17 protein-coding genes and 5 pseudogenes are annotated in these 22,871 nt (G+C 73.9%); 17 read left to right on the top strand and 5 right to left on the bottom strand.

The window, feature by feature from the left end; genetic code table 11:
• Positions 1–46: 46 nt before the first annotated feature.
• The gene (locus tag EV567_RS06640; protein ID WP_130437719.1) at positions 47–979 is read right to left on the bottom strand and encodes a hypothetical protein; all 933 of its coding nucleotides are present in this window, start codon (positions 977–979) and stop codon (positions 47–49) included.
• Positions 980–1,296: 317 nt separating this feature from the next.
• On the opposite strand from EV567_RS06640, the gene EV567_RS06635 reads away from it, so the two are divergent.
• The 4 genes and pseudogenes from EV567_RS06635 to EV567_RS06620 form a co-directional block, all read left to right on the top strand.
• The gene (locus EV567_RS06635) at positions 1,297–2,025 is read left to right on the top strand and encodes a DNA polymerase beta superfamily protein (protein WP_130437718.1); all 729 of its coding nucleotides are present in this window, start codon (positions 1,297–1,299) and stop codon (positions 2,023–2,025) included.
• 360 nt (positions 2,026–2,385) lie between these two features.
• The gene (gene fusA / locus EV567_RS06630) at positions 2,386–4,431 is read left to right on the top strand and encodes an elongation factor G (protein WP_165430318.1); all 2,046 of its coding nucleotides are present in this window, start codon (positions 2,386–2,388) and stop codon (positions 4,429–4,431) included.
• A 219-nt stretch (positions 4,432–4,650) separates the two neighbouring features.
• A pseudogene (locus EV567_RS06625) lies at positions 4,651–5,067 on the top strand (helix-turn-helix domain-containing protein); the annotation flags it as partial.
• A gap of 143 nt (positions 5,068–5,210) precedes the next feature.
• Positions 5,211–5,390 (top strand): annotated as a pseudogene (locus EV567_RS06620) (alpha/beta hydrolase); the annotation flags it as partial.
• 35 nt (positions 5,391–5,425) lie between these two features.
• Here EV567_RS06620 and EV567_RS28060 read toward each other — a convergent pair.
• Positions 5,426–5,578 (bottom strand): annotated as a pseudogene (locus tag EV567_RS28060) (LysR family transcriptional regulator); the annotation flags it as partial.
• On the opposite strand from EV567_RS28060, the pseudogene EV567_RS06610 reads away from it, so the two are divergent.
• The 6 genes and pseudogenes from EV567_RS06610 to EV567_RS06585 form a co-directional block, all read left to right on the top strand.
• Positions 5,573–5,776: pseudogene (locus EV567_RS06610) on the top strand (aldo/keto reductase); the annotation flags it as partial. The pseudogenes EV567_RS28060 and EV567_RS06610 sit on opposite strands and share 6 nt — an antisense overlap.
• Before the next feature lie 214 nt (positions 5,777–5,990).
• The gene (locus tag EV567_RS06605; protein WP_242620735.1) at positions 5,991–8,711 is read left to right on the top strand and encodes a hypothetical protein; all 2,721 of its coding nucleotides are present in this window, start codon (positions 5,991–5,993) and stop codon (positions 8,709–8,711) included.
• A gap of 197 nt (positions 8,712–8,908) precedes the next feature.
• Positions 8,909–9,484 (top strand): GNAT family N-acetyltransferase, encoded by a 576-nt coding sequence (locus tag EV567_RS06600; RefSeq protein ID WP_130437715.1) that lies wholly within the window; start codon positions 8,909–8,911, stop codon positions 9,482–9,484.
• 5 nt (positions 9,485–9,489) lie between these two features.
• Positions 9,490–11,001: an ABC transporter substrate-binding protein gene (locus EV567_RS06595; RefSeq protein WP_130437714.1), complete on the top strand. Its 1,512-nt coding sequence runs from the start codon at positions 9,490–9,492 to the stop codon at positions 10,999–11,001.
• 3 nt (positions 11,002–11,004) lie between these two features.
• On the top strand, positions 11,005–12,798 hold the full coding sequence (locus EV567_RS06590; RefSeq protein ID WP_130437713.1) for an ABC transporter permease subunit: 1,794 nt from the start codon (positions 11,005–11,007) through the stop codon (positions 12,796–12,798).
• Positions 12,795–14,048 carry an MFS transporter gene (locus EV567_RS06585; protein ID WP_130437712.1) on the top strand — a complete coding sequence of 418 codons (1,254 nt, stop codon included), beginning with the start codon at positions 12,795–12,797 and terminating at the stop codon, positions 14,046–14,048. Before EV567_RS06590 ends, EV567_RS06585 begins: the two co-directional genes overlap by 4 nt.
• A gap of 40 nt (positions 14,049–14,088) precedes the next feature.
• On the opposite strand, the gene EV567_RS06580 is transcribed toward EV567_RS06585, so the two are convergent.
• Positions 14,089–14,682 (bottom strand): dihydrofolate reductase family protein, encoded by a 594-nt coding sequence (locus EV567_RS06580; RefSeq protein WP_130437711.1) that lies wholly within the window; start codon positions 14,680–14,682, stop codon positions 14,089–14,091.
• 71 nt (positions 14,683–14,753) lie between these two features.
• Here EV567_RS06580 and EV567_RS06575 point away from each other — a divergent pair, with 71 nt between their 5' ends.
• Positions 14,754–15,332, top strand: coding sequence for a TetR/AcrR family transcriptional regulator (locus EV567_RS06575; RefSeq protein WP_130437710.1), 579 nt, complete (start codon positions 14,754–14,756; stop codon positions 15,330–15,332).
• Between the two features lie 125 nt (positions 15,333–15,457).
• Here EV567_RS06575 and EV567_RS06570 read toward each other — a convergent pair whose 3' ends face one another.
• Positions 15,458–16,219: a CDP-alcohol phosphatidyltransferase family protein gene (locus EV567_RS06570; RefSeq protein ID WP_130437709.1), complete on the bottom strand. Its 762-nt coding sequence runs from the start codon at positions 16,217–16,219 to the stop codon at positions 15,458–15,460.
• A 108-nt stretch (positions 16,220–16,327) separates the two neighbouring features.
• On the opposite strand from EV567_RS06570, the gene EV567_RS06565 reads away from it, so the two are divergent.
• From EV567_RS06565 to EV567_RS28055, 5 genes and pseudogenes are all read left to right on the top strand, one after another.
• Positions 16,328–17,332, top strand: coding sequence for a zinc-binding alcohol dehydrogenase (locus EV567_RS06565; protein WP_130437708.1), 1,005 nt, complete (start codon positions 16,328–16,330; stop codon positions 17,330–17,332).
• A 116-nt stretch (positions 17,333–17,448) separates the two neighbouring features.
• Positions 17,449–17,847, top strand: coding sequence for a 6-carboxytetrahydropterin synthase (locus tag EV567_RS06560; protein WP_130437707.1), 399 nt, complete (start codon positions 17,449–17,451; stop codon positions 17,845–17,847).
• Positions 17,844–19,082, top strand: a complete 1,239-nt coding sequence (locus tag EV567_RS06555) for a glycosyltransferase family 4 protein (RefSeq protein WP_130437706.1) — start codon at positions 17,844–17,846, stop codon at positions 19,080–19,082. Before EV567_RS06560 ends, EV567_RS06555 begins: the two co-directional genes overlap by 4 nt.
• Complete coding sequence (locus EV567_RS06550) at positions 19,079–20,167, top strand: trans-aconitate methyltransferase (RefSeq protein WP_242620704.1); 1,089 nt, start codon at positions 19,079–19,081, stop codon at positions 20,165–20,167. Before EV567_RS06555 ends, EV567_RS06550 begins: the two co-directional genes overlap by 4 nt.
• Positions 20,167–21,120 (top strand): annotated as a pseudogene (locus EV567_RS28055) (YbhN family protein); the annotation flags it as partial. The gene EV567_RS06550 and the pseudogene EV567_RS28055, both read left to right, overlap by 1 nt.
• Before the next feature lie 188 nt (positions 21,121–21,308).
• Here EV567_RS28055 and EV567_RS06540 read toward each other — a convergent pair.
• Positions 21,309–22,124 carry a creatininase family protein gene (locus EV567_RS06540; protein WP_130437703.1) on the bottom strand — a complete coding sequence of 272 codons (816 nt, stop codon included), beginning with the start codon at positions 22,122–22,124 and terminating at the stop codon, positions 21,309–21,311.
• Positions 22,125–22,162: 38 nt separating this feature from the next.
• Between EV567_RS06540 and ribA the strand changes: the two genes are divergently transcribed.
• Positions 22,163–22,822 carry a GTP cyclohydrolase II gene (ribA, locus tag EV567_RS06535; RefSeq protein ID WP_130437702.1) on the top strand — a complete coding sequence of 220 codons (660 nt, stop codon included), beginning with the start codon at positions 22,163–22,165 and terminating at the stop codon, positions 22,820–22,822.
• Positions 22,823–22,871: the final 49 nt, after the last annotated feature.

The raw sequence follows: 22,871 nt of genomic DNA, 5'->3' as shown, positions 1-22,871 counted from the left end.
ACATGGTCCAGCGCGCCGGAATGCCTCAGGAACCCGAAGCGGGAAGTCAGTTGATCCCGCTCGGAGTGGACTGCGGGCTGCGGCCGGCCAGCACGTCCTGAAGTCGCGGCGTGCCCTGCTGGACCGCGGCCACCGTGGCGGCGTGATCGACGCCGGCGAGCCCGCCGTTGGTGACCGTGATGGCGTCGGCGCCGATCCGCACCACGGCGACGTCCAGAGTGAGCGTGACGGGGTCGCCGTCCGTCGTCCCCTTCATGGTCATCGTCAGCGCCTTGACGTCGTCGCCCACCTTGGGCACCGAGGCCTCGACGACCTGCACGGTACGGCTGCCGCCGTTTCCGCCCGTCACGGTGAACTGGTCGCAGTTGTCGGGCAGCGAAGCCAGCCAGTCCATCGACTTCTCCAGGTCGGCCTGGTCGTAGGCGGCCACCTGGTACAGCAGCCGGGACTGCCCCTGCTGGAATCCTCTGAGCGCCGACGCGCCGGACGGGTCGCCCAGCAGGTCCTCGTCGTAGAGCGTGTCGATGAGGCGCTGGCACTGGGAGGCGTCCGCCTTGCCCGAGATGAAGTCGTTCACGTCCACCTGGCCGATGAGGAGGGAGTCGCGCCAGTCCTGCGCGTCGTCCACCTGGTTCCAGTCGCCCTCCAGATCGGCCTCGGTGATCAGCGCGGTCTCCGCGCCGGACTCGGTGAGGCTCGCGGCGGGCGACGGGCTCCCGGACTGCTTGCCCGACGGCGTGCCCGTGGCGGTCGGGCTCGTCTGGCGGGCGATCGGCTGCTCGGCGACGGGCCGCTCCGCCACGGCGGAGGCCGCGGTGTCCGACTCGGCCGTCGTGTCGTCGCCGCCACCGGAGCAGGCCGCCGTGACCAGCAGCGCCCCGGCGGCGAGGGCGCCGGTCAGAAGACGGGCGGGACGGGCCGCTCGGACCGTGCTCCGGTGCGACCGGTGTGACGGGCGGGACGGGCGAGAGGTGGTCACAGGTGCCTCCTGGAGACGGAACGGGTGCCGGACGCGTCCGCGCGCGCCGGGCGGCGTGGCGGCTGCCCCCCTGCCCTCCCACCGCACCACCGGCCCGGCCGCGTCACCAGCGCACTGGGTCATCCGGGTGACGGAAGGCGCCCGGGGCGGGCCCGGGCGCTTCGGCGTGGACGTTCGCCGGGGCGGCCGCCGTCCCGGCCCGTAAATGCCAGGTGGACGGGCCCGTCGCCAGGGCATCATGTCGGTTCCGTCGCCTGCCGCTCCCGCCCGCCGTCCACGTCCGGGCCGGGGCGGCCGATCACCACCCGGGGGCTCCCATGACCGTCCAGAGCGGGACCGTCCACGACGTGACCGTCCCGAACATCCTGTTGTCCGGCGTCGTCGGCTCGACCGCCTACGGACTCGCGCACGCGGGATCCGACGTGGACCGGCTCGGCATGTTCGCGGCCCCCACCGAGGCACTGCTCGGCCTGCACGGCCCGAAGGAGTCCCACGTCAGCACCGCGCCCGACCGCACCCTGCACGAGGCCGCCAAGTGGTGCCGGCTCGCCCTCGGCGGCAACCCCACCGTCATGGAACTCGTCTGGCTGCCCGACGACCTGTACGAGACACGCACCCCGCTCGGCGACGAACTCGTCGCCATCCGCGGGACGTTCCTCAGCGCCCGCCGTATCCGCGACGCCTATCTCGGTTACGCCACCCAGCAGTTCCGCAAGCTGCAGAACCGCAACGGCGCGGCGGGCCCCGGCGCGGACAGCACCGCCACCGCCAGACGCACCGCCAAGCACGCCCGGCACCTCAAGCGACTGTGCGAGCAGGGCTACCAGCTCTACGCGACAGGCGAGTTGACCATACGCGTCGACGACCCGGACGGCTTCCACCGCTTCGGCGAGCAGGTGGCCGCCGACCCCGAGGCGGCGCTGCCGCTGCTGCGCCGCTACGAGGAGGCGTTCACGCAGACGCGCAGCGCCCTGCCCGAACACCCCGACGACAGGGCGGCCGACGCCTGGCTGCGCCGCGTGCGGCGGCACTTCTACGCGGGCTGAGAGAGCGGAGGGCGGGCGCGGAAAACCCCGTGCGGGGCCCGCCCCTCCCTCCCTACACTCGCCACACACCGCGCGCCCGCCCCGTACAGGGCGAGCGCGTCACCAGGACGAAGACGAACAAGCGAGGGGAGCCGGCCATGCGTGAGCGCACCGCTGCCGTCGTTCCCCCCTCCCGCTTCGAGGTGATCCTCGTGTCCCCGTCCGTCCGGTGCCCGCTGCGCGGCCGGCACCGGACGGCCTGACGGGACCGTCGCTCCGAACACTCCGCACCGCACCACTTCTGTCGGTGCGTCAGCACCACGTCCCGCAGGCGAATCGCGCCGCCCGTTCTTCCCGGAACACCTTGAAAGGCCAAGGGCCGTGCGCAACAACCTCGACCGTCACCTCGCCGCCGTGCGCAACCTGGGCATCCTCGCCCACGTCGACGCCGGCAAGACCACCGTCACCGAGCGGATCCTGTACGCCACCGGGACCACGCACAAGCGCGGCGAGGTCCACGACGGCACCACCGTCACCGACTTCGACCCCCAGGAACGCGACCGTGGCATCACCATCTTCGCGGCGGCCGTCAGCTGCGCCTGGCGGGACCATCGCGTCAACCTGATCGACACCCCGGGGCACGTCGACTTCGCCGACGAGGTGGAGCGTTCGCTGCGGGTGCTCGACGGGGCGGTCGCGGTGTTCGACGCCGTCGCGGGCGTGGAGCCGCAGAGCGAGTCGGTGTGGCGGCAGGCCGACCGGCACGGCGTGCCGAGGATCGCGTTCGTCAACAAGCTGGACCGCGCGGGCGCCGACCTCGACGCCGCCGTGGCGTCGATCCGCGAGAGCCTGCACCCCGTACCGCTGGTGGTCCAGCTGCCGATCGGCGCGGAGGACGCCTTCACCGGTGTCGTCGACCTGCTCCGCATGCGTGCCCTGACCTGGGAGGACGGCGCGGAGACGATGACCGAGGGGGCCGTCCCCGAGGCACTGCGGGAGGAGGCGCTACGCCGGCGGCGGCTGCTGGAGGAAGCGGTGGCGGAACGGCATCCGGCCGCGCTGGAGGAGTTCTGCGACCGGGAGACGCTCTCGGCGAGCACGCTGTCCTCGGCCCTGCGCGACCTGACGCGCACCGGTGACGGCGTGGTCGTGCTGTGCGGCTCGGCCTACCGCAACCGGGGCGTCGAGCCGCTGCTCGACGCCGTCGTCGACTACCTGCCCTCACCCCTGGACGTGCCGGCCGTACACGGTGTGCACGAAGGGGCCGACGAGCGGCGGCCCGCGGACCCGGGGGCGCCGTTCGCGGCCCTCGCGTTCAAGGTCAGCGCCACGAGCACCGGCCGGCTCACCTATGTGCGGGTGTACTCCGGCACGATCGAGAAGGGAGACACCGTGTGGGACGCGACCGCTGGGCGCACCGAACGCATCGGCCGCATCCTGCGCGTCCAGGCCGACCGGCACGCGCAGTTGGAGCGGGCGGTCGCCGGGGACATCGTGGCCGTGGTGGGCCTGAAGTCGGCGCGGGCCGGCTCCACCCTGTGCGCGCCGGACGCCCCGCTCGTCCTGGAGCCGCCCGGCGTCGCCGACCCGGTGGTCTCGGTGGCGGTCGAGCCGCGCCGGAGCACGGACACCGAACGACTGGTCACGGCCCTCGCCCGGCTGGCCGAGGAGGACCCGTCGCTGACGGTCCGCACCGACGCCGACACCGGCCAGACGGTGCTGTCCGGCATGGGTGAACTGCACCTGGAGGTCGCGGTGGAGAAGATCCGTCGCGCCCTTGGCCTGGAGATCAACGTCGGCCGCCCACGCGTCACTTACCGCGAGACGGTGGCGCGCGGAGTGTCCGGCCTGGTCTTCCGGCACGTCAAACAGGACGGCGGCGCGGGCCAGTTCGCCCATGTCGTGCTCGATGTGGAGCCGCTGGAGGACGGGTTCGACTTCCGGTCCGCCGTCGTGGGCGGGCGGGTGCCGCAGGAGTACGTCCGCGCGGTCGAGGCCGGCTGCCGTGACGCGCTCGCCGAGGGTCCCCTCGGCGGGCACACGGTGACCGGGCTGCGCGTCACCCTGACCGACGGCGCGACCCATGTGAAGGACTCCTCGGAGATGGCCTTCCGCACGGCGGGCCGGCTCGCTCTGCGGGAAGCCCTGCGCGGCTGCGTGATGCGGTTGCTGGAACCGGTCGTCGAGGTCACGGTGACCGTGCCGGAGGACGCGGTCGGCGGGGTCCTCGGCGACCTCGCGGCCCGCCGCGGCCGGGTCACCGGCTCGCAGGTGCGCGGGGGAGCGGCCGTGGTGACCGCGACCGTGCCGCTGGCCGAACTGTTCGGCTACGCGACGCGCCTGCGCAGCCGCACCCAGGGCCGCGGCACCTTCACGGCCCGCCCCACCGGCTACGCCCCGGCGCCGACGGTGGCGGCGACGCCGTAGCCGGTGAGGGGGCGGTGCCGAGCCGTGAACGGTTCGGCACCGCCCCCGCGACGGAGGCCGAGCCCGCGGGCGGGTCCGTACGCTGAGTCAGCGTACGGGCACTTTCTGTGGACGGTACGCGGATCTGGACGCCAGTCTTGGTGCTGACGAGGCGTGGGGGCCAGGAACAGCGCGTACGCGAACGGGAGGTGGCCGCGCATGACCTTCAGCGGCATGAGCATGGACGACGAGGGTGAAGGCTTCGAGGAGGGTACGGCCGGCGACGGTGGCTCCGAAAGGGGAGCGATCGACGACGGTTTCGAGGGAGACGACGGCGGCTTCCTCCACAGGGAGGACGAGGAGGAGGGCGAGGACGGTTCCGGCGACTGCGAGCCGGCCCGTGAGCCCGACCCGTCGGACAGTCTGCGCACCTGGGGCGCCGTCAGCCGGGCGCTCCGCGAGCACGCGGGGTACAGCCGGGCGGAGTTCGCGGAGCTCGTCCGCTTCTCCAAGCACACCGTGGAGTCGGTGGAGTTGGGGCGGCGCATGGCCGACGAGGCGTACGTCGAGCGGGCGGAGGAAGTGTCCGGGAACACCGGAGCGCTGCGCGCGTCGGCGAAGTTCGTGACGCGGGGCGACGTGGGCCTGGCGGCCTGGTCGGTGCCCGTGCCGGAGGTGAAGCGCATCTCGTGGTGGCGACGCGGAGCGTCGCGGCGTCGTTCCGGCGGAGCCGGACAGTGCACGCCATGGTGATCTCTCGCGCGAATGTTCCCAGTGACGGTGTGACGGGCAGCGGGCGGGACATCCCCGTCCTCGCCCTCGGTGGTTCCGCCTTCATCGGCGAACGCAACGATTCCCAGGCGCGGTTGGTGGCCCATGACGTCATCGGGCACGTCTTCGACGCGGGCCACGACCTCGCGGAGGAAGTGCCCGACGAGATGGCCGAGGTCGTCCTGCCGTTCCTGGCCGCGCACCGGTGACCGGCGCCGCTTCCTCCGCCGGCGGGCAGGGGCTCCTACAGCCGGGTGGCCGTGCGGACAAGTCCCGCCAGGGCCAGGGAGCGGCCGTGCGCGGGCCAGGCGATGTGGGTGACGACAAGGGGCGCGTCGGTCAGCGGGACGGCGGTGTGCTCGGCCCACAGCCAGGCGCGGGCGGACTCGGGGAAGACGAGGCGCTTTCCGCCGTGGCCGTCCGGCTGGGGTCGACGCCGATGTCGGTCGCCCTGGCCTGGCTGTTGCGGCGGTCGCCGAACATCCTGCTCATCACCGGCACCTCGTCGGTGGCGCACCTGCGCGAGAACGCCGCCGGCGCATACCTGTCACTCTCCGACGAGGACCTCGCCGAGTTGGACAAGATCGGCCGCTAGCGGGACTCCTGGGGTCGGGCACGCCGTGCGGGACGGCGCTCGCCCGGCATCGTCGGCCTCCGTGCAGACAACCCACCCCCACCCTTCCCCGTCCTAGGTGACGCGAAAGACGCTCCGGGACCGACGGGGCGTCTGCGCAAGGGGTTTGAGGAGAGGGTCATTGATCCACGCCCGGCGAACAGGTGCGGCCGTCGTGGCGGTGCTGGCGGCCCTGATGGCCTCGTCCGGACCGGCACAGGCTCAACAGCCGCACGACCTGGCGCTGTTGGAAGCAGCGAAGGGCAACCCGCTCCCGCCGGGGTGGCGGATCGACGGGGAGGCCGGAACGCGTGAGCTGGTCTGGCGTGCGCCGAAGGCCGTGCCCATGGGTGATGCGAGAGTCGAGTTCCGGACCGGGGACCGCCCGTTGGGGGTGCCGAAGCCGGCGAGGGACGGGCGGACCTTCCGGCTCGACCTCGAAGAGAATGAGATACGGCCCGAGCAGTTGACGGATCTGCAAGTCACCGCCGCGGGGCGTCGGCTGGACGCGTCGGCCGACGACACCCGCGGCTCCGGCTCGCGCGTGGCGCGGATGCCCGCGCAGGCGCCGGCGAACGGCGTCGACCCTGGCGAACCCGGCGCGTACCGCACGGTCACCGGCGAGTACGACCTCGCCCCGGTGCGCCTGCCCGGATACGCCACCCCGGTGGAGATGCGCGCGCAGGTGGTGGCGCCGAAGCACGCCGCCGGCAGCCGGCCGCTGGCGCTGTTCCTGCACGGCCGCCACGACACCTGCTACAAGCCGGGCTCCGAGGACGACATGACCGGTGACTGGCCCTGCGCGGACGGCTACCAGCCGATACCGAGCTACCTGGGTCATCTGCGCGACCAGCGGCTGCTGGCTTCCCAGGGCTATGTGACGGTGTCGATCTCGGCGAACGGCGTCAACGCCCAGGACCTGGAGACGGAGGACGCCGGCGCGCAGGCGCGTTCCTCGCTGGTACGGCAGCACCTCGCCCACTGGGCCGACTGGGGCGCCCATCGCTCCACCGCCCCGTTCGTCGTACGCGAGGCGGTGAAGGCGGACCTCTCCCGAGTCCTGCTCGTCGGCCACTCGCGCGGTGGCGAGGGCGTCAACCGGGCCGCGATGGACAGCCTCTACCCGCCGCCGGCCGTCGAGGACGGCTACCGGGGCCCGGTGCGCTGGAAGGTGCGCGGGACCGTGCTCATCGGCCCGACGATCTTCGGCCAGAACCCGGTCGCCGACGTGCCGTCCGTGACGCTGCTGCCGGGCTGCGACGGCGATGTGGCGGACCTTCAGGGCGAGGGCTTCGTCGACGGGACGCGCGGGGTCGGCCGGGGCGCGGCTCTGCACAGCGCGGTCTACATGATCGGCGCCAACCACAACTACTTCAACAGCGAGTGGACCCCGGGCGAGGCCGTCGCACCGGCCAGGGACGACTTCGGGAACGACCCGGAGCAGCCGGACCCGGTGTGCGCGCCGGGCGCCGCGACCCGGCTGACCGCCGCCCAGCAGCACAAGGCGGGCGCCACGTACATCGCCGCCGCGGCCCGGCTCTTCCTCGCCGGCGACGATCGGGTGCTCCCCCTGCTCGACGGTTCCGGCCGGCGGGCCCCGTCCGCCGACCCGGCCCGGGTGCTGACCCACGCGGTCGGCGGCCGCCGCAGCGGTGGCTTCCTGCCGGACGGCGGGGCGAAGGTGACCGGCGCCCGGCTGTGTTCGGCGGTCGACCCCGACCCGGCCGTGGCCTGTCTGGACCCGGATGCCGCCGGATCGTCACCACACTTCGCGTCGTGGGAGACGCGACAGGAGACCGGTCGCAGCGCGGTGCACCTGAAGTGGTCCGTTCCGGGCGCGGCCGCGCGTGTCACCCCGGCCGCGCCGCTCTCCCTCCGCGGCTCCCAGAAGCTCGCGCTCCGGGTCTTCGTGCCGCCGAACACGACCGGCACGACGTTCGACGTGTCCGTCACCGACTCCTCGGACCGTCGGGTGACACTGGGCTCGGTCCGGGTGGACGGGCTCCCGGGTTCCGCGGACACCGCCTCCCACTGGGCTCAGGAGCTGCGCGTCCCGCTGTCGGCTGCGACCCGCGCCGGGCTCGACCTCGGGCACGTCGAATCCCTCGAACTGACGCCCCGTTCACAGTCCGGGCAGGCCTGGCTGATGGACGCCTGGGGCTGGGCGCCCGGCACTTCGGCGGTGAAGGCCACCGCACTGGCGCGTGTCGACGTGGGCCGCACCATCGTCGAGGAGGGCGACTCGGGCACGCGCACCTACCGCATCCCCGTCGAGGTCTCCGGGCACGGCAGCGGGCAGGTCCGCGTGTACGTCATCGACCCCGACAGCGGCCGGGCCGAGAACCGCCTCGTGACCGTACGGCCCGGCGGCGACACGGTCGACGTGCCGGTCGAGGTGAAGGGTGACACGGCCTACGGCGACGACGTGGAGCACGACATCGCCGTCAAGGCGGTCCGGGGCGCCGTCGTCGGCAAGTACCGGGGCGGGATCACCGTGATGAACGACGACCCCGAGCCGGTGGTCACCCTGTCGCCGGTCGCGGACCGGGTGAGCGAGGGCGGGACGCTGACCTGGCGGCTGTCCGTGGACGCGCCCTCGGCGGTGGACCTCTGGGAGCCGGTGCGGGTGCTTGCGGTCACCCAGGGAGCCGAGTTGTCCACCGAGGACGTGGACCCGCGGTGGCTCAAGGACTTCTCCGGTGACGTGCCCGACCCCGAGCGGCCGCTCTCCGACGCGCACCTGTGGGTGTGGCTCAACCTCCCGCCCGGGAGCACCGGCGTGGACTTCGCCGTGCCGACCGTGCGAGATCAGGTGGCCGAGCCGGCCGAGTCGACGCGTCTGGCGCTGACCGACCGCCACGCCGAGCCGCTGCCCGACAGGCCGGTGCTGACGGGGACGGTGCTCGACCAGCCGTAAGCACGACGCACGCCGCCGCGAGCACCCCGGGGCGCGGGGTCCGGTTCGTCCGGGCCCCGCGTTGTCGTATGGTCGCGCGCGTCACACTCCGGCCTGGTTTTGAAAATGAATATCATGTGGGTAGGTTGAGGGGTGTCGGTCGGCGGGGAGGAGGGCAAGTGATCAACCGGGTTCCACTTATTGCCTATGATGTGCAAGTGCCTGACTACCGCATTCACACCGCCCGTCCCGGCGACCTCGACGGGGCCCGGGCCCTCATGCTCGACACCGTCTACCGCGACTTCGGCACCGGGTACGTGCCGCGCTGGCACGGCGACATCATCGATCCCGCCGCCGCGTACCTGAGCCCCGACCGGCACACGCTGCTGGTCGCGCTGGACGCGGACGGCGAGATCGTCGCCACGGGCGCGCTGGACTCGCGCGGTCCGCTGCATCCGCCGAACCCACGGCACATCGCCGAGCGCTATCCGTCCGGCGCCACCGCGCAGTTGCGTCGCGTGTACGTCCGCCGCGAACACCGCCGGCGCGGACTCGCCCGGCGGCTGGTCGCCGGCCTGCTCGCCTTCGCGGCGGCGGACGGCGGCTACCGCTCCGTCTACCTGCACACGGACCCGTCCGTCGAAGGCGCCGAGGGTTTCTGGCGCTCGATCGGGACCGTCGTGCACGACGAGCGCGAGGACCCCGCCGCCGCCCACGCGGTCGTGCACTTCGACGTCCCCCTCGACGCCCACCTCCCCGACGCACCCGCACCCCACCACGTCATAGGCCGGTAAATCCCATGCGCTTCCCCCGCCGACGGCGGCTCGCCGCCGCCCTCGTGCTCGCCCCGACGCTCGCCCCGCTCCTGTCCGGCTGCTTCGCCTCCGGCGGCGGCAGCGGTGAGGCGACCGACGCGAAGGACGGCTCCCGGCTGCGCGTCGCCCTCGCCTTCCCGCCCGCCGAGAACCTCTCCCCGTACGGCGCCGACGCCACCCTCCTCAGCCGGCTCGGCGTCACCGAGGGCCTGACCGCCCTCGACGCCAACGGCGCGGCCGCCCCCGCGCTCGCCTCCTCCTGGCGCCGGGAGGACGACCGCACCTGGCTGTTCACCCTGCGCGAGGCCGACTTCCAGGACGGCACCTCGCTCACCCCGGCCGCCGTCGCCGCCTCCCTCACCCACGCCACCCGGGCCCGGCCCGCCCCCGCCGCCCTCTCCGGCGTCGCCCTCACCGCCCAGGCCGACGGCGCCACCGGCGTCCGCGTCACCACCGCCGCCCCGGACCCCGCGCTGCCGCTGCGCCTGTCCAGCCCGAGCCTCGCCGTCCTCGCCCCCAAGGCCTACGACGCGAAGGGCGCCGCCGACCCGGTCGGCACCGCCACCGGCCCCTTCCGGCTGACCAAGGTCAACGGCAACACCAGCGCCGACCTCGACCGCTTCGACGACTACTGGGGCGGCCGCGCCCAGGCGTCCGGCATCGACGCCCGCTTCATCGCCGACGGCACCGCCCGAGCCAACGCCCTGCGCACCGGACAGGTCGACGTCGCCGAGGCGATCCCCGTGTCCCAGGCGGCCACCCTCGACGCGGACACCCGCCGTGAGACCGCCACCACCCGCACCACCAGCCTGCAGCTCAACACGAAGTCCGGCGTTTTCAAGGACCCTTCGCTGCGCGCCGCCGCCCGCGAAGCCGTCGACACCTCCGTCCTCGCCAAGGGCGTCTTCGAAGGCCACGCCGACGCCGGCGTCGGCATCTACGGACCCGCCCTGACCTGGGCCCAGGGCAAGCGCGTCCCGCCGATCGGCCGGGCCCCGGCCGGCAAGCCCGCCGGCGCCCCCGTCACCCTCGCCACCTACGACAACCGGCCCGAACTCCCCGAAGCGGCACAGGTTCTGAAGCAGCAGCTGGAGAAGGCCGGCTTCAGGGTCAAGCTGGAGGTGCGCGAGTACTCACGCCTGGAGAGCGACGCCCTCGCCGGGAAGTTCGACGCCTTCGTCGGGGCCCGCAACAGCCTCCTCGACACCGGCGACCCCGTCGCGGTCCTCAGCAGCGACTACACCTGTGCCGGGAGCTACAACCTCGCCCAGCTCTGCGACAAGAAGGCCGACCGGGCCGTGGCGAAGGCGCAGGGCGTCGCCGACACGGCGAAGCGACAGGACGCGGCCATGGCCGCCGAGGCCGCCGTCCTCGGCACCGACGCCGTCGTGCCGCTGGTCCACCAGCGCGTCATCACGGGCGTCGGCGGCAAGGCGAGCGGTGTGATCCTGGATCCCTACGAGCGCACCCTCGTCGGCACCGGCACCCGGCGCTGAGCCATGGGGAGCAGGCTGGGCGCGCTGCTGTGGCGCGCCGCACTGGCCGCGCTGCTGGTGTGCGGGATCGGGCTGCTGCCCTGGCTCTCGCGCACCGACCCGGCGCTGACAGTCCTCAAGGCGCGGTCCGCCGACCGCGACCCCACCCCCGAGACGCTCGCCCACATCCGGGCCCAACTCGGCCTGGACGAAGGCCCGGTGCACGTGCTCGGCCAATGGATCGCCGGACTGCCGCGCGGGGACGCCGGACGGTCGTGGATCTCCGGCGCCGAGGTCGTGCCCGGCCTGCTCCAGGCGCTCGGCGTCTCCCTGCTGCTGGTGACGGTGGCCCTCCTCGTCGCCCTCGTCACCGCCGCGGCCGTCTGCGCACGCACCCTGCGCCTCGGCGCGGCGCGACGCCTCGACGGGCGGCGGGCCGGCGGCTCGGGCTCCGCGGTGCTCGCGGCGCTCCCCGAGTTCCTCACCGCGTCCGTTCTCGCGACCGTCGTCGGCGTCCAGTGGGGCTGGCTGCCCGCCCTCGGCTGGTACGGCCCGCAGTGGACGGTGCTGCCGGCGCTCGCCCTCGGCCTGCCCGCCGGGGCGGTCCTCGGACGACTCCTCGACGACCAACTCCCCGGCGCCTTCGGCGAGTCGTGGGCGCTGGCCGCGGCGGCCCGAGGGCTGCCCGGCCACCGCATCGCCCGCCAGGCCCTGCGCCGGTGCGTTCCCGGACTGCTGCCCAACCTCGGCCTGTTCGTCGTGGGCCTGACCGGCGGATCCGTCGCCGTGGAGAAGATCTTCGACATCCCCGGCCTCGGCCGCACCACCCTCCAGGCCGCGATCGCCCAGGACCTGCCCGTCCTCCAGGCCGGCGCCCTCGCCCTGGTCGCCCTCGCCGCCCTCACCACCGCCCTCGCCCACCTCGCCGCCCGCCGCCTCATCGGCCCCGCGCTGCGCGACGGCGCCCTGCACAGCCTGCACCGGCCGGCCCCACCGGCCCGCACGGTGCTGCCCCTCGCCTACGGCGCCCTCCTGCTCGGCGTCATCGCCCTCGGCCTGCCCCGCGACCCGCTCGCCCTCGACACCGGCGCCCGCCTGAAGCCGCCTTCACCCGCCCACCCGTTCGGCACCGACTCCCTCGGCCGGGACATCCTCGCCCGGGTCGCCCACGGCGCCCTCGACACCCTGCTCCTCGCCCTCGCCGTCACCGCCCTCGCGCTGATCGCCGGCGTGCTGCTCGGCCTGCTGCCGGCGCTGTCCGGACCGCTCGTCGACACCGTCAACGCCGTGCCGCCCGTCCTCGCCGCGCTCTTCGTCACCGCGGTCTCCGGCAGCGGCGCGTCCACGCCCGTCCTCGCGGTCGCCGTCGTCGCCTGGGCCCCGCTCGCCGCGCACACCTCGGCGCTGCTGAGCCAGGAACGCGCCACCGTCCACCTCACCGCGACCCGGGCACTCGGCGCCGGACCCTGGCACCTGCTGCGCGGCGAACTCCTGCCGGCCGTCCTCCCGTCCGTAGCCCGCCACGCACTGCTGCGTCTGCCCGGCGTCGCCCTCGCACTGGCCTCCCTCGGATTCCTGGGCCTCGGCGCCCAACCCCCGTCCCCCGAATGGGGGTTGCTGCTCGCTGAGAACCAGCCGTACGCCGAACGAGCCCCCTGGGCCGTCCTGGCTCCGGCCGCCGTCCTCGCCCTGCTCGGAGCGCTCGCCGTGACGGCGGCGGGCGGCGTGCGACTGCCGCGGCTGCGACGACAGCGACGCACGGCTGAACTTGTGGCCGAACGCCTCACCAAGCAACCGGAGTCGGCGGCGACGCGATGACCCTCGCCGTCCCACGTGCAAAACCACAGCGAACTCAACTGCCGCCTCTCCTGAAGCTGCTGATCGGCACTCAGCTCGCCTTCAACATCGGCTTCTTCGCCGTGCTGCCCTTCCTGGCGGAGCATCTGGGCGGGGCCGTCGGCATGGCGGGCTGGGCGGTCGGGTTCGTGCTGGGGCTGCGCACCTTCAGTCAGCAGGGGCTGTTCCTGGTGGGCGGCGCGCTGGCCGACCGGTACGGCATCCGGCCCGTCGTCCTCGCCGGATGCGCGCTGCGCGTCGCCGGTTTCGGCTGGCTGGGGTACGCCGGCGAGCCCTGGTCGGTGATCGCGGCGGTGTTGCTCATCGGTTTCGCCGCCGCGCTGTTCTCGCCCGCCGTCGAGTCCGAGGTGGCCCGGCAGGCCGTCGTGTGGGAGGAGTCGGGGGCCGGTCCGCGCACCCGGGTGCTGGCGCTGTTCACGGTCGCCGGACAGGCCGGGGCGTTCCTCGGCCCGCTGCTGGGCGCGCTGCTGCTGTCGGTGGACTTCCGTGCCGTCTGTCTGGCCGGCGCGGGGATCTTCGTCCTCGTGCTGGCCGGGCACGTCCTGCTGCTGCCGCAGCGCGTCCCCGGCCGGGAGCGGGTCCGACTGCGGGGCGGGATCGGCCCGTTGCTGCGCAACCGGCGCTTCCTCGCCCTGTGCTGCGCCTACGGCGCGTACCTCCTGGCCTACAACCAGCTGTATCTCGCGCTCCCGGCGGAGGTGGAGCGCGCGGCCGGGTCGCAAGGGCCGCTGGCGTGGCTGTTCGCCCTGTCCTCGCTGCTGGTGGTGACGGCGCAGCTGCCGGTCACCCGGTGGGTCGGGGGCCGGCTCACCTTGCGCCGTTCCATGGCGGCCGGGCTGGCGCTCATCGCGGGCGGCTTCGCGGTCGTCGCCGCGGCGGCACCCGCCGGGGCGACCGGGGTGAGCGGACTGCTGCCCGCGACGGGCTTCGTCGTCCTGCTCACTCTCGGCCAGATGCTCGTCGCCCCCGCTGCCCGGGCCTGGGTGCCCGACCTGGCGGGGGAGGGCCGCCTGGGTCTCTACACCGGAGCGCTGTCCTCGGTGTCGGGCCTGATCGTGCTGGCCGGGAGCGCGGCGACGGGCGCCCTGCTGGACGCCGGCCTGCCGCCGGCCGTGCCGTGGCTCGTCCTGGCGGCCGTCCCGGCGGTGGCGCTGACGCTGCTGCCGTGCCGCCCGTCCGCCCCGCCGACCTCCACGGACCAGCCCGGTTGACGCGCCCCGCCCGCGCGCCCGCACCGCCCCGCCGCTTCACTCACCGGCGGGTGAGGTGGGTGAGGGTGACGCCGCTGGGGAACGCGGTGCGCTCGGCGACGTCGAACACCGTGGGGTCGAAGGCGCCGTCGAAGGCCGGGATGCCGGCGCCGGCCACCACCGGGTAGCTCTTGATCACCAGTTCGTCGATCTCGGGCAGGACGGCGCCCGCGAGCTTGCCGCCACCGCAGAGCCAGACGTCCAGCCCCGTGCCCTCCTCCCGCTTGAGCTCGCGGACGAGCGCGAGCGGGTCACCGGGGACGACGGTGACGGCCGGGTCGACGTCGGGGTCGAGCGTGCTGGAGACGACGTACTGCCGCAGGTGGGCGTACGGGCTGGTGACGCCCGCGTCGAGGGCGGGGCGGTAGCCGCCCAGGCCCATGACGACGGTGTCGAAGTGCCGGTTCGGCGCGTCGGCGAGGCCGGCGGCGGCGCGGAAGGCGGTCGGGACCGTCTCGGGGTACAGGGCGTTGGTCCAGGCGGCGTAGGCGGCGGCCTGCCGCTCGTCACCGGCCGGGTAGAAGTCGAACTCGCCGCCGGGGCCGGCGATCCGGCCGTCGAGGGAGACGGCGATGTAGTACACGAGCTTTCGCATCCGAGATAACTCCATACGTAGTACTCTCTCTGTAGTGCCATGAACGTAGTACTACATATGGAGTGGTGTCAATGGTGAGGCGGAACGAGCAACGACGGGCGGCGCTCGTCGACGCCGCGATCGAGGTGCTGGCCGGGCAGGGCGCGCGTGGGCTGACGTTCCGGGCGGTGGACGCCGAGGCCGCCGTGCCCGTCGGCACCGCGTCCAACTACTTCGCCAGCCGCGACGATCTGCTCACCCAGGCCGGCGCCCGGGTCTACGAACGGCTCCAGCCCGACGAGGCCACGATCGCCCGGCAGCGGACGGCGGGCCGCGACCGGGAGACGTACGTGGAGCTGATGCGTGAACTCGTCGGCCGTGTCGCCGCGTTCCGCACCGGATACCTGGCGCTGCTCGAACTGCGCCTGGAGGCCACCCGCCGTCCCGAACTGCGCACGGTCCTCACCGAACGGGTGCGCGCCGACGTCGACGCCAACGTCGCCTACCACGAGGCCTCCGGCCTCCCCGGCGACGCCATGGCCGTGAAGCTGCTGATCTTGACGCTGAACTGGCTGATCGTCGAACAGCTCACCCTTCCGGACGTGTTCACCGAGGCCGAACGCGACGAACTGGTGGCGGCGGCGGTCGAACGCATCGTGGCGGCGGAGTAGCCGCACCCCGCCGACACCGACGCCGGGGCGCACGAGCGGTACGGCCGACGGCGAAGGGCCCGAACCGTGAGACCGGTTCGGGCCCTTCGCCGTCAAGTCCTGGCCCCCTGGCAGGGGTTGTGGGTTCAGCGCGTGGCGAGCTCCAGGCGGGGCTCCGCGGTGGCGGCGGGCAGGACCCGGGAGGTACGCCACAGCCACAGGACGTCCCGGCCGAAGGACCACACCAGCAGGGTCAGCGCGAGCAGGGCGACACCGAAGTTGGCGACGTGGGGAAGGAGGTCCGCGCCCGCGACCAGCAGGCAGACGCCCTGCATCGCGGCGACCGTCTTGCGGGCCATGCTCGGCGGGAGCGGGGCGTTCAGCCACGGGGCGACGCGGGCCGCGGCGACGAAGGCGTAGCGCATGCCGCCCATCAGCAGCACCCACGGGCCGAGCTCCATCGACACGTACACGCTGAGCACCAGGATCAGGAACGCGTCGACCTCCATGTCGAACCGCGCTCCCAGCGCTGTCGACGTGCCGGTGCGGCGGGCGACCTTGCCGTCCACGCCGTCCAGGATCAGGGCCACCGCGGTCAGCCCGACCAGCAGCGACACCGGCGGCGCGCTGACGAAGGAGTCCGCCACCAGCGCGGTGACTCCGCCGACCAGGGTGGCTCGGCCGAGAGTGACCCGGTTGGCCGGGCCGAAGGAGCGCAACTGCGAACGGTGCAGCGCCCGGGAGAGCACCGCCCAGGTGGCGACGGCGAAGACGAGCCCGGTCACCCAGCCCGCCGGCCCCATGCCGATCGCCGTGCCGAGGAAGGCCAGCAACAGGACCTGCACGCCCGCTCCCACAGCGGTCTCCTGCTGGACCAGCCTCGCGTCGTAAGTGTTGTTCAGGGCCACCGCACATCCTCCGGCCAGGTGACAGAGTCGATCAAGGCCGCGTACTGTGCGCGACCTGTGCCACACCTCGGTACGTGAACAAGTTCCCGATCGTTCAGGAGGACGCCGATGAACCGCACCGCACGTGCGTTCTGGATCGGTTCGCCCGGTCATGGCGAGATCCGTGACCTCACCCTGCCGGACCCCGCGCACGACGAGGTCGTCGTACGGTCCCTGTACTCGGGTGTCAGCCGTGGCACGGAGACCCTCGTCTTCCGCGGCGGCGTGCCCGAGAGCCAGCACACCGCGATGCGGGCGCCGTTCCAGGAAGGCGACTTCCCCGCGCCGGTGAAGTACGGCTACCTCAACGTGGGCCTGGTCGAGGAGGGCCCGGCCGAGCTGAAGGGCCGTACCGTCTTCTCCCTCTACCCGCACCAGACCCGCTTCGTCGTCCCGGCGAGCGCGGTCACGGTCGTCCCGGACTCCGTGCCCGCCGCGCGGGCCGTCCTCGCCGGCACCGTGGAGACGGCCGTCAACGCGCTGTGGGACGCCGCGCCGCTCGTCGGGGACCGGATCGCGGTCGTCGGCGGCGGCATGGTCGGCTGCTCGGTGGCCGCGCTCCTCGCCCGCTTCCCCGGCGTCCGCGTCCAGCTGGTGGACGCCGACCCGGCCCGCGCCGGTATCGCCGAGGCGCTCGGCGTCGGCTTCGCGCGCCCCGAGGACGCCCTCGACGGCTGTGACCTCGTCGTGCACGCCAGCGCCACCGAGCAGGGCCTGGCCCGCTGCCTGGAACTGCTCAGCCCCGAGGGCACGGTCATCGAACTGAGCTGGTACGGCGACCGGCGGGTCACCCTTCCGCTCGGCGAGGCCTTCCACTCCCGCCGGCTCGTCATCCGCAGCAGCCAGGTCGGCACCGTCTCCCCGCGCCGCGCCGGCCGTACCTACGCCGACCGGCTCGCCCTCGCCCTCGATCTGCTGGCCGACCCCGCGCTGGACGCCCTCGTCACCGGAGAAAGCGGCTTCGAGGAGCTGCCGGAGGTCATGCCGAGGCTCGCCACGGGGGAGATCCCCGCGCTCTGCCACCGCGTCAGGTACGACGCCGATCCCGCCCGCGACCACGGCGAAAGCGCCTGACCTGAGAAAAGAGTGAGAGGCGGCTGAACACGGGGAAGCGAAGAGCCGTACTACTCGGCATCCCCCGGCGCCCGACGGCCGGAGGACCAGACGCGCCGCACCTGGAGGGTCGTCCGTTGTTCAGTGTCACCGTCCGCGATCACATCATGATCGCCCACAGCTTCCGCGGCGAGGTCTTCGGACCCGCGCAGCGCCTCCACGGGGCCACGTTCCTCGTGGACGCCACGTTCCGCCGCGAGCAGCTGGACGACGACAACATCGTCGTCGACATCGGCCTGGCGACCCAGGAGCTCGGAGCCGTGGTCAGCGAGCTCAACTACCGCAACCTGGACAACGAGCCCGACTTCGCCGGGGTCAACACCTCCACCGAGTTCCTCGCCAAGGTGATCGCCGACCGGCTCGCCGAGCGGATCCACAAGGGCGCGCTCGGCGAGGGCGCCCGCGGTGTCGCCGGCATCTCCGTCACCCTGCACGAGTCGCACATCGCCTGGGCGAGTTACGAGCGTGCGCTGTGACCGACGTGACCCTGGAGAAGACCGTCCCCCAGGCCCCCCTCGCGTACGTGCCCGTGCAGTCGGCGCCCGCGCAGAGCGTGCCGGCGCAGACCGGGCCCACGAGAACGGACGCTCCCAAGATCGGCGGGATCATCCCCATGTCCCTGCGCACCGTGCACTTCGTCATGCCGGGCGGCGTCGACGACCCGGCGAACCCCAGTGGCGGAAACGCCTACGACCGGCGGCTCTGCCTCGACCTGCCCGGCTTCGGCTGGCAGGTCCACAAGCACCTCGTGTCCGGCGAGTGGCCCCGCCCCGGCGCCGCCGCCGGCCATGAACTGGCCCGCACCCTGCGCGAACTGCCCGACGGGACCATCGTCCTCATGGACGGGCTGGTCGCCTGCGGCGTCCCCGAGATCGTCGTCCCGGAGGCGGAGCGGCTGCGGCTCGTCATCCTCGTGCACCTGCCGCTCGGCGACGAGCGGGGCATCGCCCCCGAGGTGGCGGCCCAGCTCGACGCCAAGGAGCGCGAGGTGCTGCGCGCCGTCCCCGCGGTGGTCGCCACCAGCGAGTGGGCCGTCCGCCGCCTCGTCTCCCACCACGGCCTCGCCCCCGAGAAGGTGCACGTCGCCGCCCCCGGCGCCGACATCGCGCCGCTCGCCTCCGGCACCGACGGCGTCTCCCGCCTGCTGTGCGTGGCCGCCGTGACCCCGCGCAAGGGCCAGCACCGGCTGATCGAGGCGCTCGCCGCGGTCACCGACCTGCCGTGGACCTGCTCCTGCGTGGGCGGCCTCGGCCAGGACCCCGAGTACGTCGACCACCTGCGCCGCCTCATCGCCAAGTACGGGCTCGAGGACCGCCTGGAGCTCGCGGGCCCGAAGGCCGGCGCCGAGCTCGACGCCGCCTACGCCCGCGCCGACCTGATGGTCCTCACCTCCTACGCCGAGACCTACGGCATGGCGGTCACGGAGGCCCTCGCCCGCGGCATCCCCGTCCTCGCCACGGACGTCGGCGGACTGCCCGAGGCCGTCGGCCGCGCCCCCGACGGCGGCGTACCCGGCATCCTCGTCCCGCCGGAGGACCCGGCCGCCCTCGCCGCCGAACTGCGCGGCTGGTTCGGCGAGGCCGACGTGCGCCGCCGGCTCAAGGCCGCCGCCCGCGGCCGCCGCGCCGCCCTGAACGGCTGGGCGTCCACCGCCCAGAGCCTGGCCGGCGTCCTCGGCCGGCTCCCCAGCGAACCCCGGAGGGCCGCATGAGCAAGACGACGGTCACCCCCGCGGAGCGGCCCGCCGCGGGCACGCCCGCCACATCCGCCATATCGGCCGTTCCGTCCCAGCCGGGGCCTCGGGAGGCGTCCTTGGACACCGACATCAGCACCAGCGTCGACAACCGGGACCTCCCGGCGGGGCAGCCGGCGGGCGACGACTCCGCCGTCATCGCCGGCGCCGGCCCCGTGACCCGCCCCGGCGAGCGGCCCACCGTGCGGCTGCGCGACGACGCCGGACCGGAGGAGCCGCCCCGCTACGCCCCCGAGTGGCTCCAGCTGCGCGAGCCCGCCGACGCGGCGGCCCGCGCGCTGGACCTGCTCGACCCGCTGCGGATCCGGCTCGCCAACCTGCCGGGCCGCCCCGGCGGGCTGGTCGTGCACGACCTGGGCTGCGGCACCGGCTCGATGGGCCGCTGGCTGGCCCCCCGCCTCGACGGCCCACAGCACTGGATCCTGCACGACCGCGACCCCTACCTCCTGCACTTCGCGGCCGTCGCCTCCCCGCGCGCCGCCGCCGACGGCAGCCGGGTCACCGTGGAGACGCGGCGGGGGGACGTCGCCCGGCTCACCCCCGACGCCCTGGTCGGCGCCTCGCTGGTCACCGCGTCGGCGCTGCTCGACGTCCTCACCCGCGAGGAGATCGACGCTCTCGCCGCCGCCTGCACCGGGGCGGGCTGCCCGGCGCTGCTCACGCTGTCGGTCGCGGGGCGCGTCGACTTCGGCGAGGCCGACCCGATGGACGAGGAGATCGCCTCCGCGTTCAACGACCACCAGCGGCGCGGCGGCCTCCTCGGTCCCGACGCGGTGACCGCGGCCTGCGAGGCGTTCGCCGACCGCGGCGCGACGGTGAAGGTCAACCCCAGCGCCTGGCGGCTCGGCCCGGACCAGGCGGCCCTCACCGCGCAGTGGCTGCGCGGCTGGGTCGGCGCCGCCGTCGAGCAGCGCCCCGAACTGGCCGCCCGCGCCGACGAGTACCTGACCCGCCGGCTGGCCGCCTGCTCGGCCGGCGAGCTGCGGGTCGACGTCCACCACAGCGACCTGCTGGCCCTCGCCCGGCCGACGGGCGGCGCCTGATGGGTGCGGAGACGGCGGACGCGCAGGTGCCCCCCACCGCGCGCGCGAGACGGCGCGAGGACACGACCGCGGTCGTGCGGCTGTCCGGACCCTCCGCCGCGGTGACGGCGGACGGGCCGGCGCGGCCCTTCCTCGCCCGTCTCAGGTCCCCCGCTCTCCGCACCCACATCGGCACGTTCGCCGGAGTCGTCATCCTCGCCGTCCTGCTGTGGCGGATGGGGACCGGCGTCTTCCTGGACGGGCTGCGGCGGATCGACGCGCCGGCACTGCTGGCGGCGGTCGGCATCGGCGTGGTCACCACGGTGTTCAGCGCCTGGCGTTGGGCGCTGGTGGCGCGCGGCCTGCGGATCCGGCTGCCGCTCGGCCCGGCGGTCGCCGACTACTACCGCTCCCTCTTCCTCAACGCCGCCCTGCCCGGCGGCATCCTCGGCGACGTGCACCGCGCCGTGCGGCACGGGCAGAGCGCCGGCGACGTCGGACGCGGCGTGCGGGCCGTCGTCATGGAGCGTACGGCGGGACAGCTCGCGCTGGTCGTCGCCGGGGCGGGGGTGCTGCTGACGCTGCCGTCGCCGGTGCGCGCTGACGTACGGCACGTCGTCCCGCTCGTCGCCCTCGGCGTCGTGGGCGCGCTCGCCGTCCTCCTCGCCGTGCGCATGAACTCCCCGGCGCGGCGCAGGGGCGGCCGGATCCGGGCGGCGCTGGCCGAGGCGCGCGAGGGACTGCTGTCCCGGCGCAACGGGCCCGGCGTGGCCCTGTCGTCGCTGGTCGTCCTCGTCGGGCACATCGCCACGTTCGTCGTGGCCGCCCGGGTCGCCGGGTCCGGCGCCTCCGTCCTGGCGCTGCTGCCGCTGGCCGTCCTCGCCCTGCTCGCGATGGGACTGCCGCTGAACGTCGGCGGCTGGGGGCCCCGGGAGGGCGTCACCGCCTGGGCGTTCGGCGCGGCCGGCCTCGGCGCGGGCACCGGCCTGTCCGTGGCCGTCGTCTACGGCGTGCTCACCTTCGCGGCGGCCCTGCCGGGCGCGGTGGTCCTGCTGGCCCGCTGGTACAGCGCCCTGCGCGCCCGCCGGGAGGCGCCCGCGACGACCGCTGCGACGGCCGGGACCGCGGACCCGGCGCCGGCGGCCGCGCACGGGGCGGGCGGTCAGCGATCGTCCTCCGCGGGCGTTTTCGCCGAACTCCAGGAAGGCGTCCGCGGGGAATCCGCGGACGGGTCCGTCAGCAGCGAGAAATACGCGGCGAAGGAATCCGTCAGGCTCGCCAGGAGTTCCTTGCCCTTTTCCGCCGACCCCAGGGAAGGACGGCCGATGACGCCCGAATCGGTATAGGCGGACATTCCCAGCGTGAGCAGATGGCGACGGTCGTCCGCCGTGAAATCGGCCGACTCGTGACCGGGCCGGACGACTTCGGGGTGGGTGTGCAGCAGGATCGAGGTCTCGATCTCCCCGGCGTGCATGTCGGTGAGGAGAGAGGTCGACACCCCGGACCGCTCCAGCGCCTCCTCCCAGTCCTCCGGGGCGGGGAAGAGCGCCATCCGCTCACCGCGGGCGGAAGCCTCCTGGACGACGTTGCCCAGGACGTAGTTCCCCCCGTGTCCGTTGACCACTACCAGGGCCTCGACGCCCGAGCGGCGCAGTGACGCCGCGATGTCCCGTACCACCGCGTGAAGGGTCACCGAGGAGATGCTGACGGTTCCCGGCCAGGCAGCGTGCTCGTGCGAGCAGGCGATGGTCACCGGAGGGAGGAGCTGCACCGGGTACGCTGCGGCGACCTCCGCGGCTATGGCGCACGCGACGAGCGTGTCGGTGGCCAACGGCAGGTACGGACCGTGTTGTTCGAAGCTTCCGACCGGAAGGACCGCCACCTTGACCGGGACGCCCGACAGCCGCCCTCGTACGTCTTCCGTGGTGTCCGCCGGCAACAGTCCGTGCGCCGCCGACCGTTTGTCCGAACCACTCATCTTTTCCCGGCCTTTCGTCTCTGCTTAGGAACCAGATCATGACAGAAAAAATTGGCGTGCTCGGCAAGAAGACCTCGCAGCGCACCGGTGTGGAACGCGTGGTGAATGCGCCGCTGCCCACCGTCTACGGGAAGTTCCAGGCGGTCGGATACCTCGACCACGACCGCGGCGACGAGCAAGTGGCCCTCGTCTACGGCGAGATCGGCGAGGAGGACGTGCTGATCCGGCTGCACTCGGAGTGCCTGACCGGTGACGCCTTCGGTTCCCAGCACTGCGAGTGCGGCGACCAGCTCGACGCCGCGCTGCGCGCCGTCGTCGCCGAGGGCCGCGGCATCGTCGTCTACCTGCGCGGTCACGAGGGCCGCGGCATCGGTCTGCTCGCCAAGCTGCGGGCCATGGCGTTGCAGGCGGAGGGCCTGGACACCGTCGAGGCGAACCTCGCCCTCGGCCTGCCGGTGGACGCCCGCGACTACCGCGTGGCCGCCGAGATGCTCAAGGACCTGGGCGTGCGCTCGGTCCGCCTGATGTCGAACAACCCGCGCAAGCGCGAGGCGCTGGTGGACAACGGCATCCAGGTCGCCGAAGAGGTGCCGCTGCTGATCCCGCCGTGCGAGAACAACATCACCTACCTGCGCACCAAGCGTGAGCGGCTGGACCACCACCTGCCGCACCTGGACGCGGTCGCCCACTGGTCCTGACCCCCGCTCCCGGTCGCGCGAGCGTCGTCCCGAACGCGCGGCCCCGGGG

Source organism: Streptomyces sp. BK239 (genome assembly GCF_004217285.1).
In the GTDB taxonomy this organism is placed as follows: domain Bacteria; phylum Actinomycetota; class Actinomycetes; order Streptomycetales; family Streptomycetaceae; genus Streptomyces.
Note: the sequence above shows the minus strand (reverse complement) of the source record. Positions and strands in the feature narration are given on the sequence as shown.

Excerpts from the sequence above, each read along its gene's own strand:
- EV567_RS06550 (WP_242620704.1), top strand. The coding sequence starts at position 19,079 with ATGAGCAAGACGACGGTCACCCCCGCGGAGCGGCCCGCCGCGGGCACG.
- EV567_RS06580 (WP_130437711.1), bottom strand. The coding sequence starts at position 14,682 with ATGCGAAAGCTCGTGTACTACATCGCCGTCTCCCTCGACGGCCGGATC.
- EV567_RS06585 (WP_130437712.1), top strand. The coding sequence starts at position 12,795 with ATGACCCTCGCCGTCCCACGTGCAAAACCACAGCGAACTCAACTGCCG.
- ribA (WP_130437702.1), top strand. The coding sequence starts at position 22,163 with ATGACAGAAAAAATTGGCGTGCTCGGCAAGAAGACCTCGCAGCGCACC.
- EV567_RS06605 (WP_242620735.1), top strand. The coding sequence starts at position 5,991 with ATGGCCTCGTCCGGACCGGCACAGGCTCAACAGCCGCACGACCTGGCG.
- EV567_RS06565 (WP_130437708.1), top strand. The coding sequence starts at position 16,328 with ATGAACCGCACCGCACGTGCGTTCTGGATCGGTTCGCCCGGTCATGGC.
- EV567_RS06590 (WP_130437713.1), top strand. The coding sequence starts at position 11,005 with ATGGGGAGCAGGCTGGGCGCGCTGCTGTGGCGCGCCGCACTGGCCGCG.
- EV567_RS06595 (WP_130437714.1), top strand. The coding sequence starts at position 9,490 with ATGCGCTTCCCCCGCCGACGGCGGCTCGCCGCCGCCCTCGTGCTCGCC.
- EV567_RS06635 (WP_130437718.1), top strand. The coding sequence starts at position 1,297 with ATGACCGTCCAGAGCGGGACCGTCCACGACGTGACCGTCCCGAACATC.
- EV567_RS06575 (WP_130437710.1), top strand. The coding sequence starts at position 14,754 with ATGGTGAGGCGGAACGAGCAACGACGGGCGGCGCTCGTCGACGCCGCG.
- EV567_RS06540 (WP_130437703.1), bottom strand. The coding sequence starts at position 22,124 with ATGAGTGGTTCGGACAAACGGTCGGCGGCGCACGGACTGTTGCCGGCG.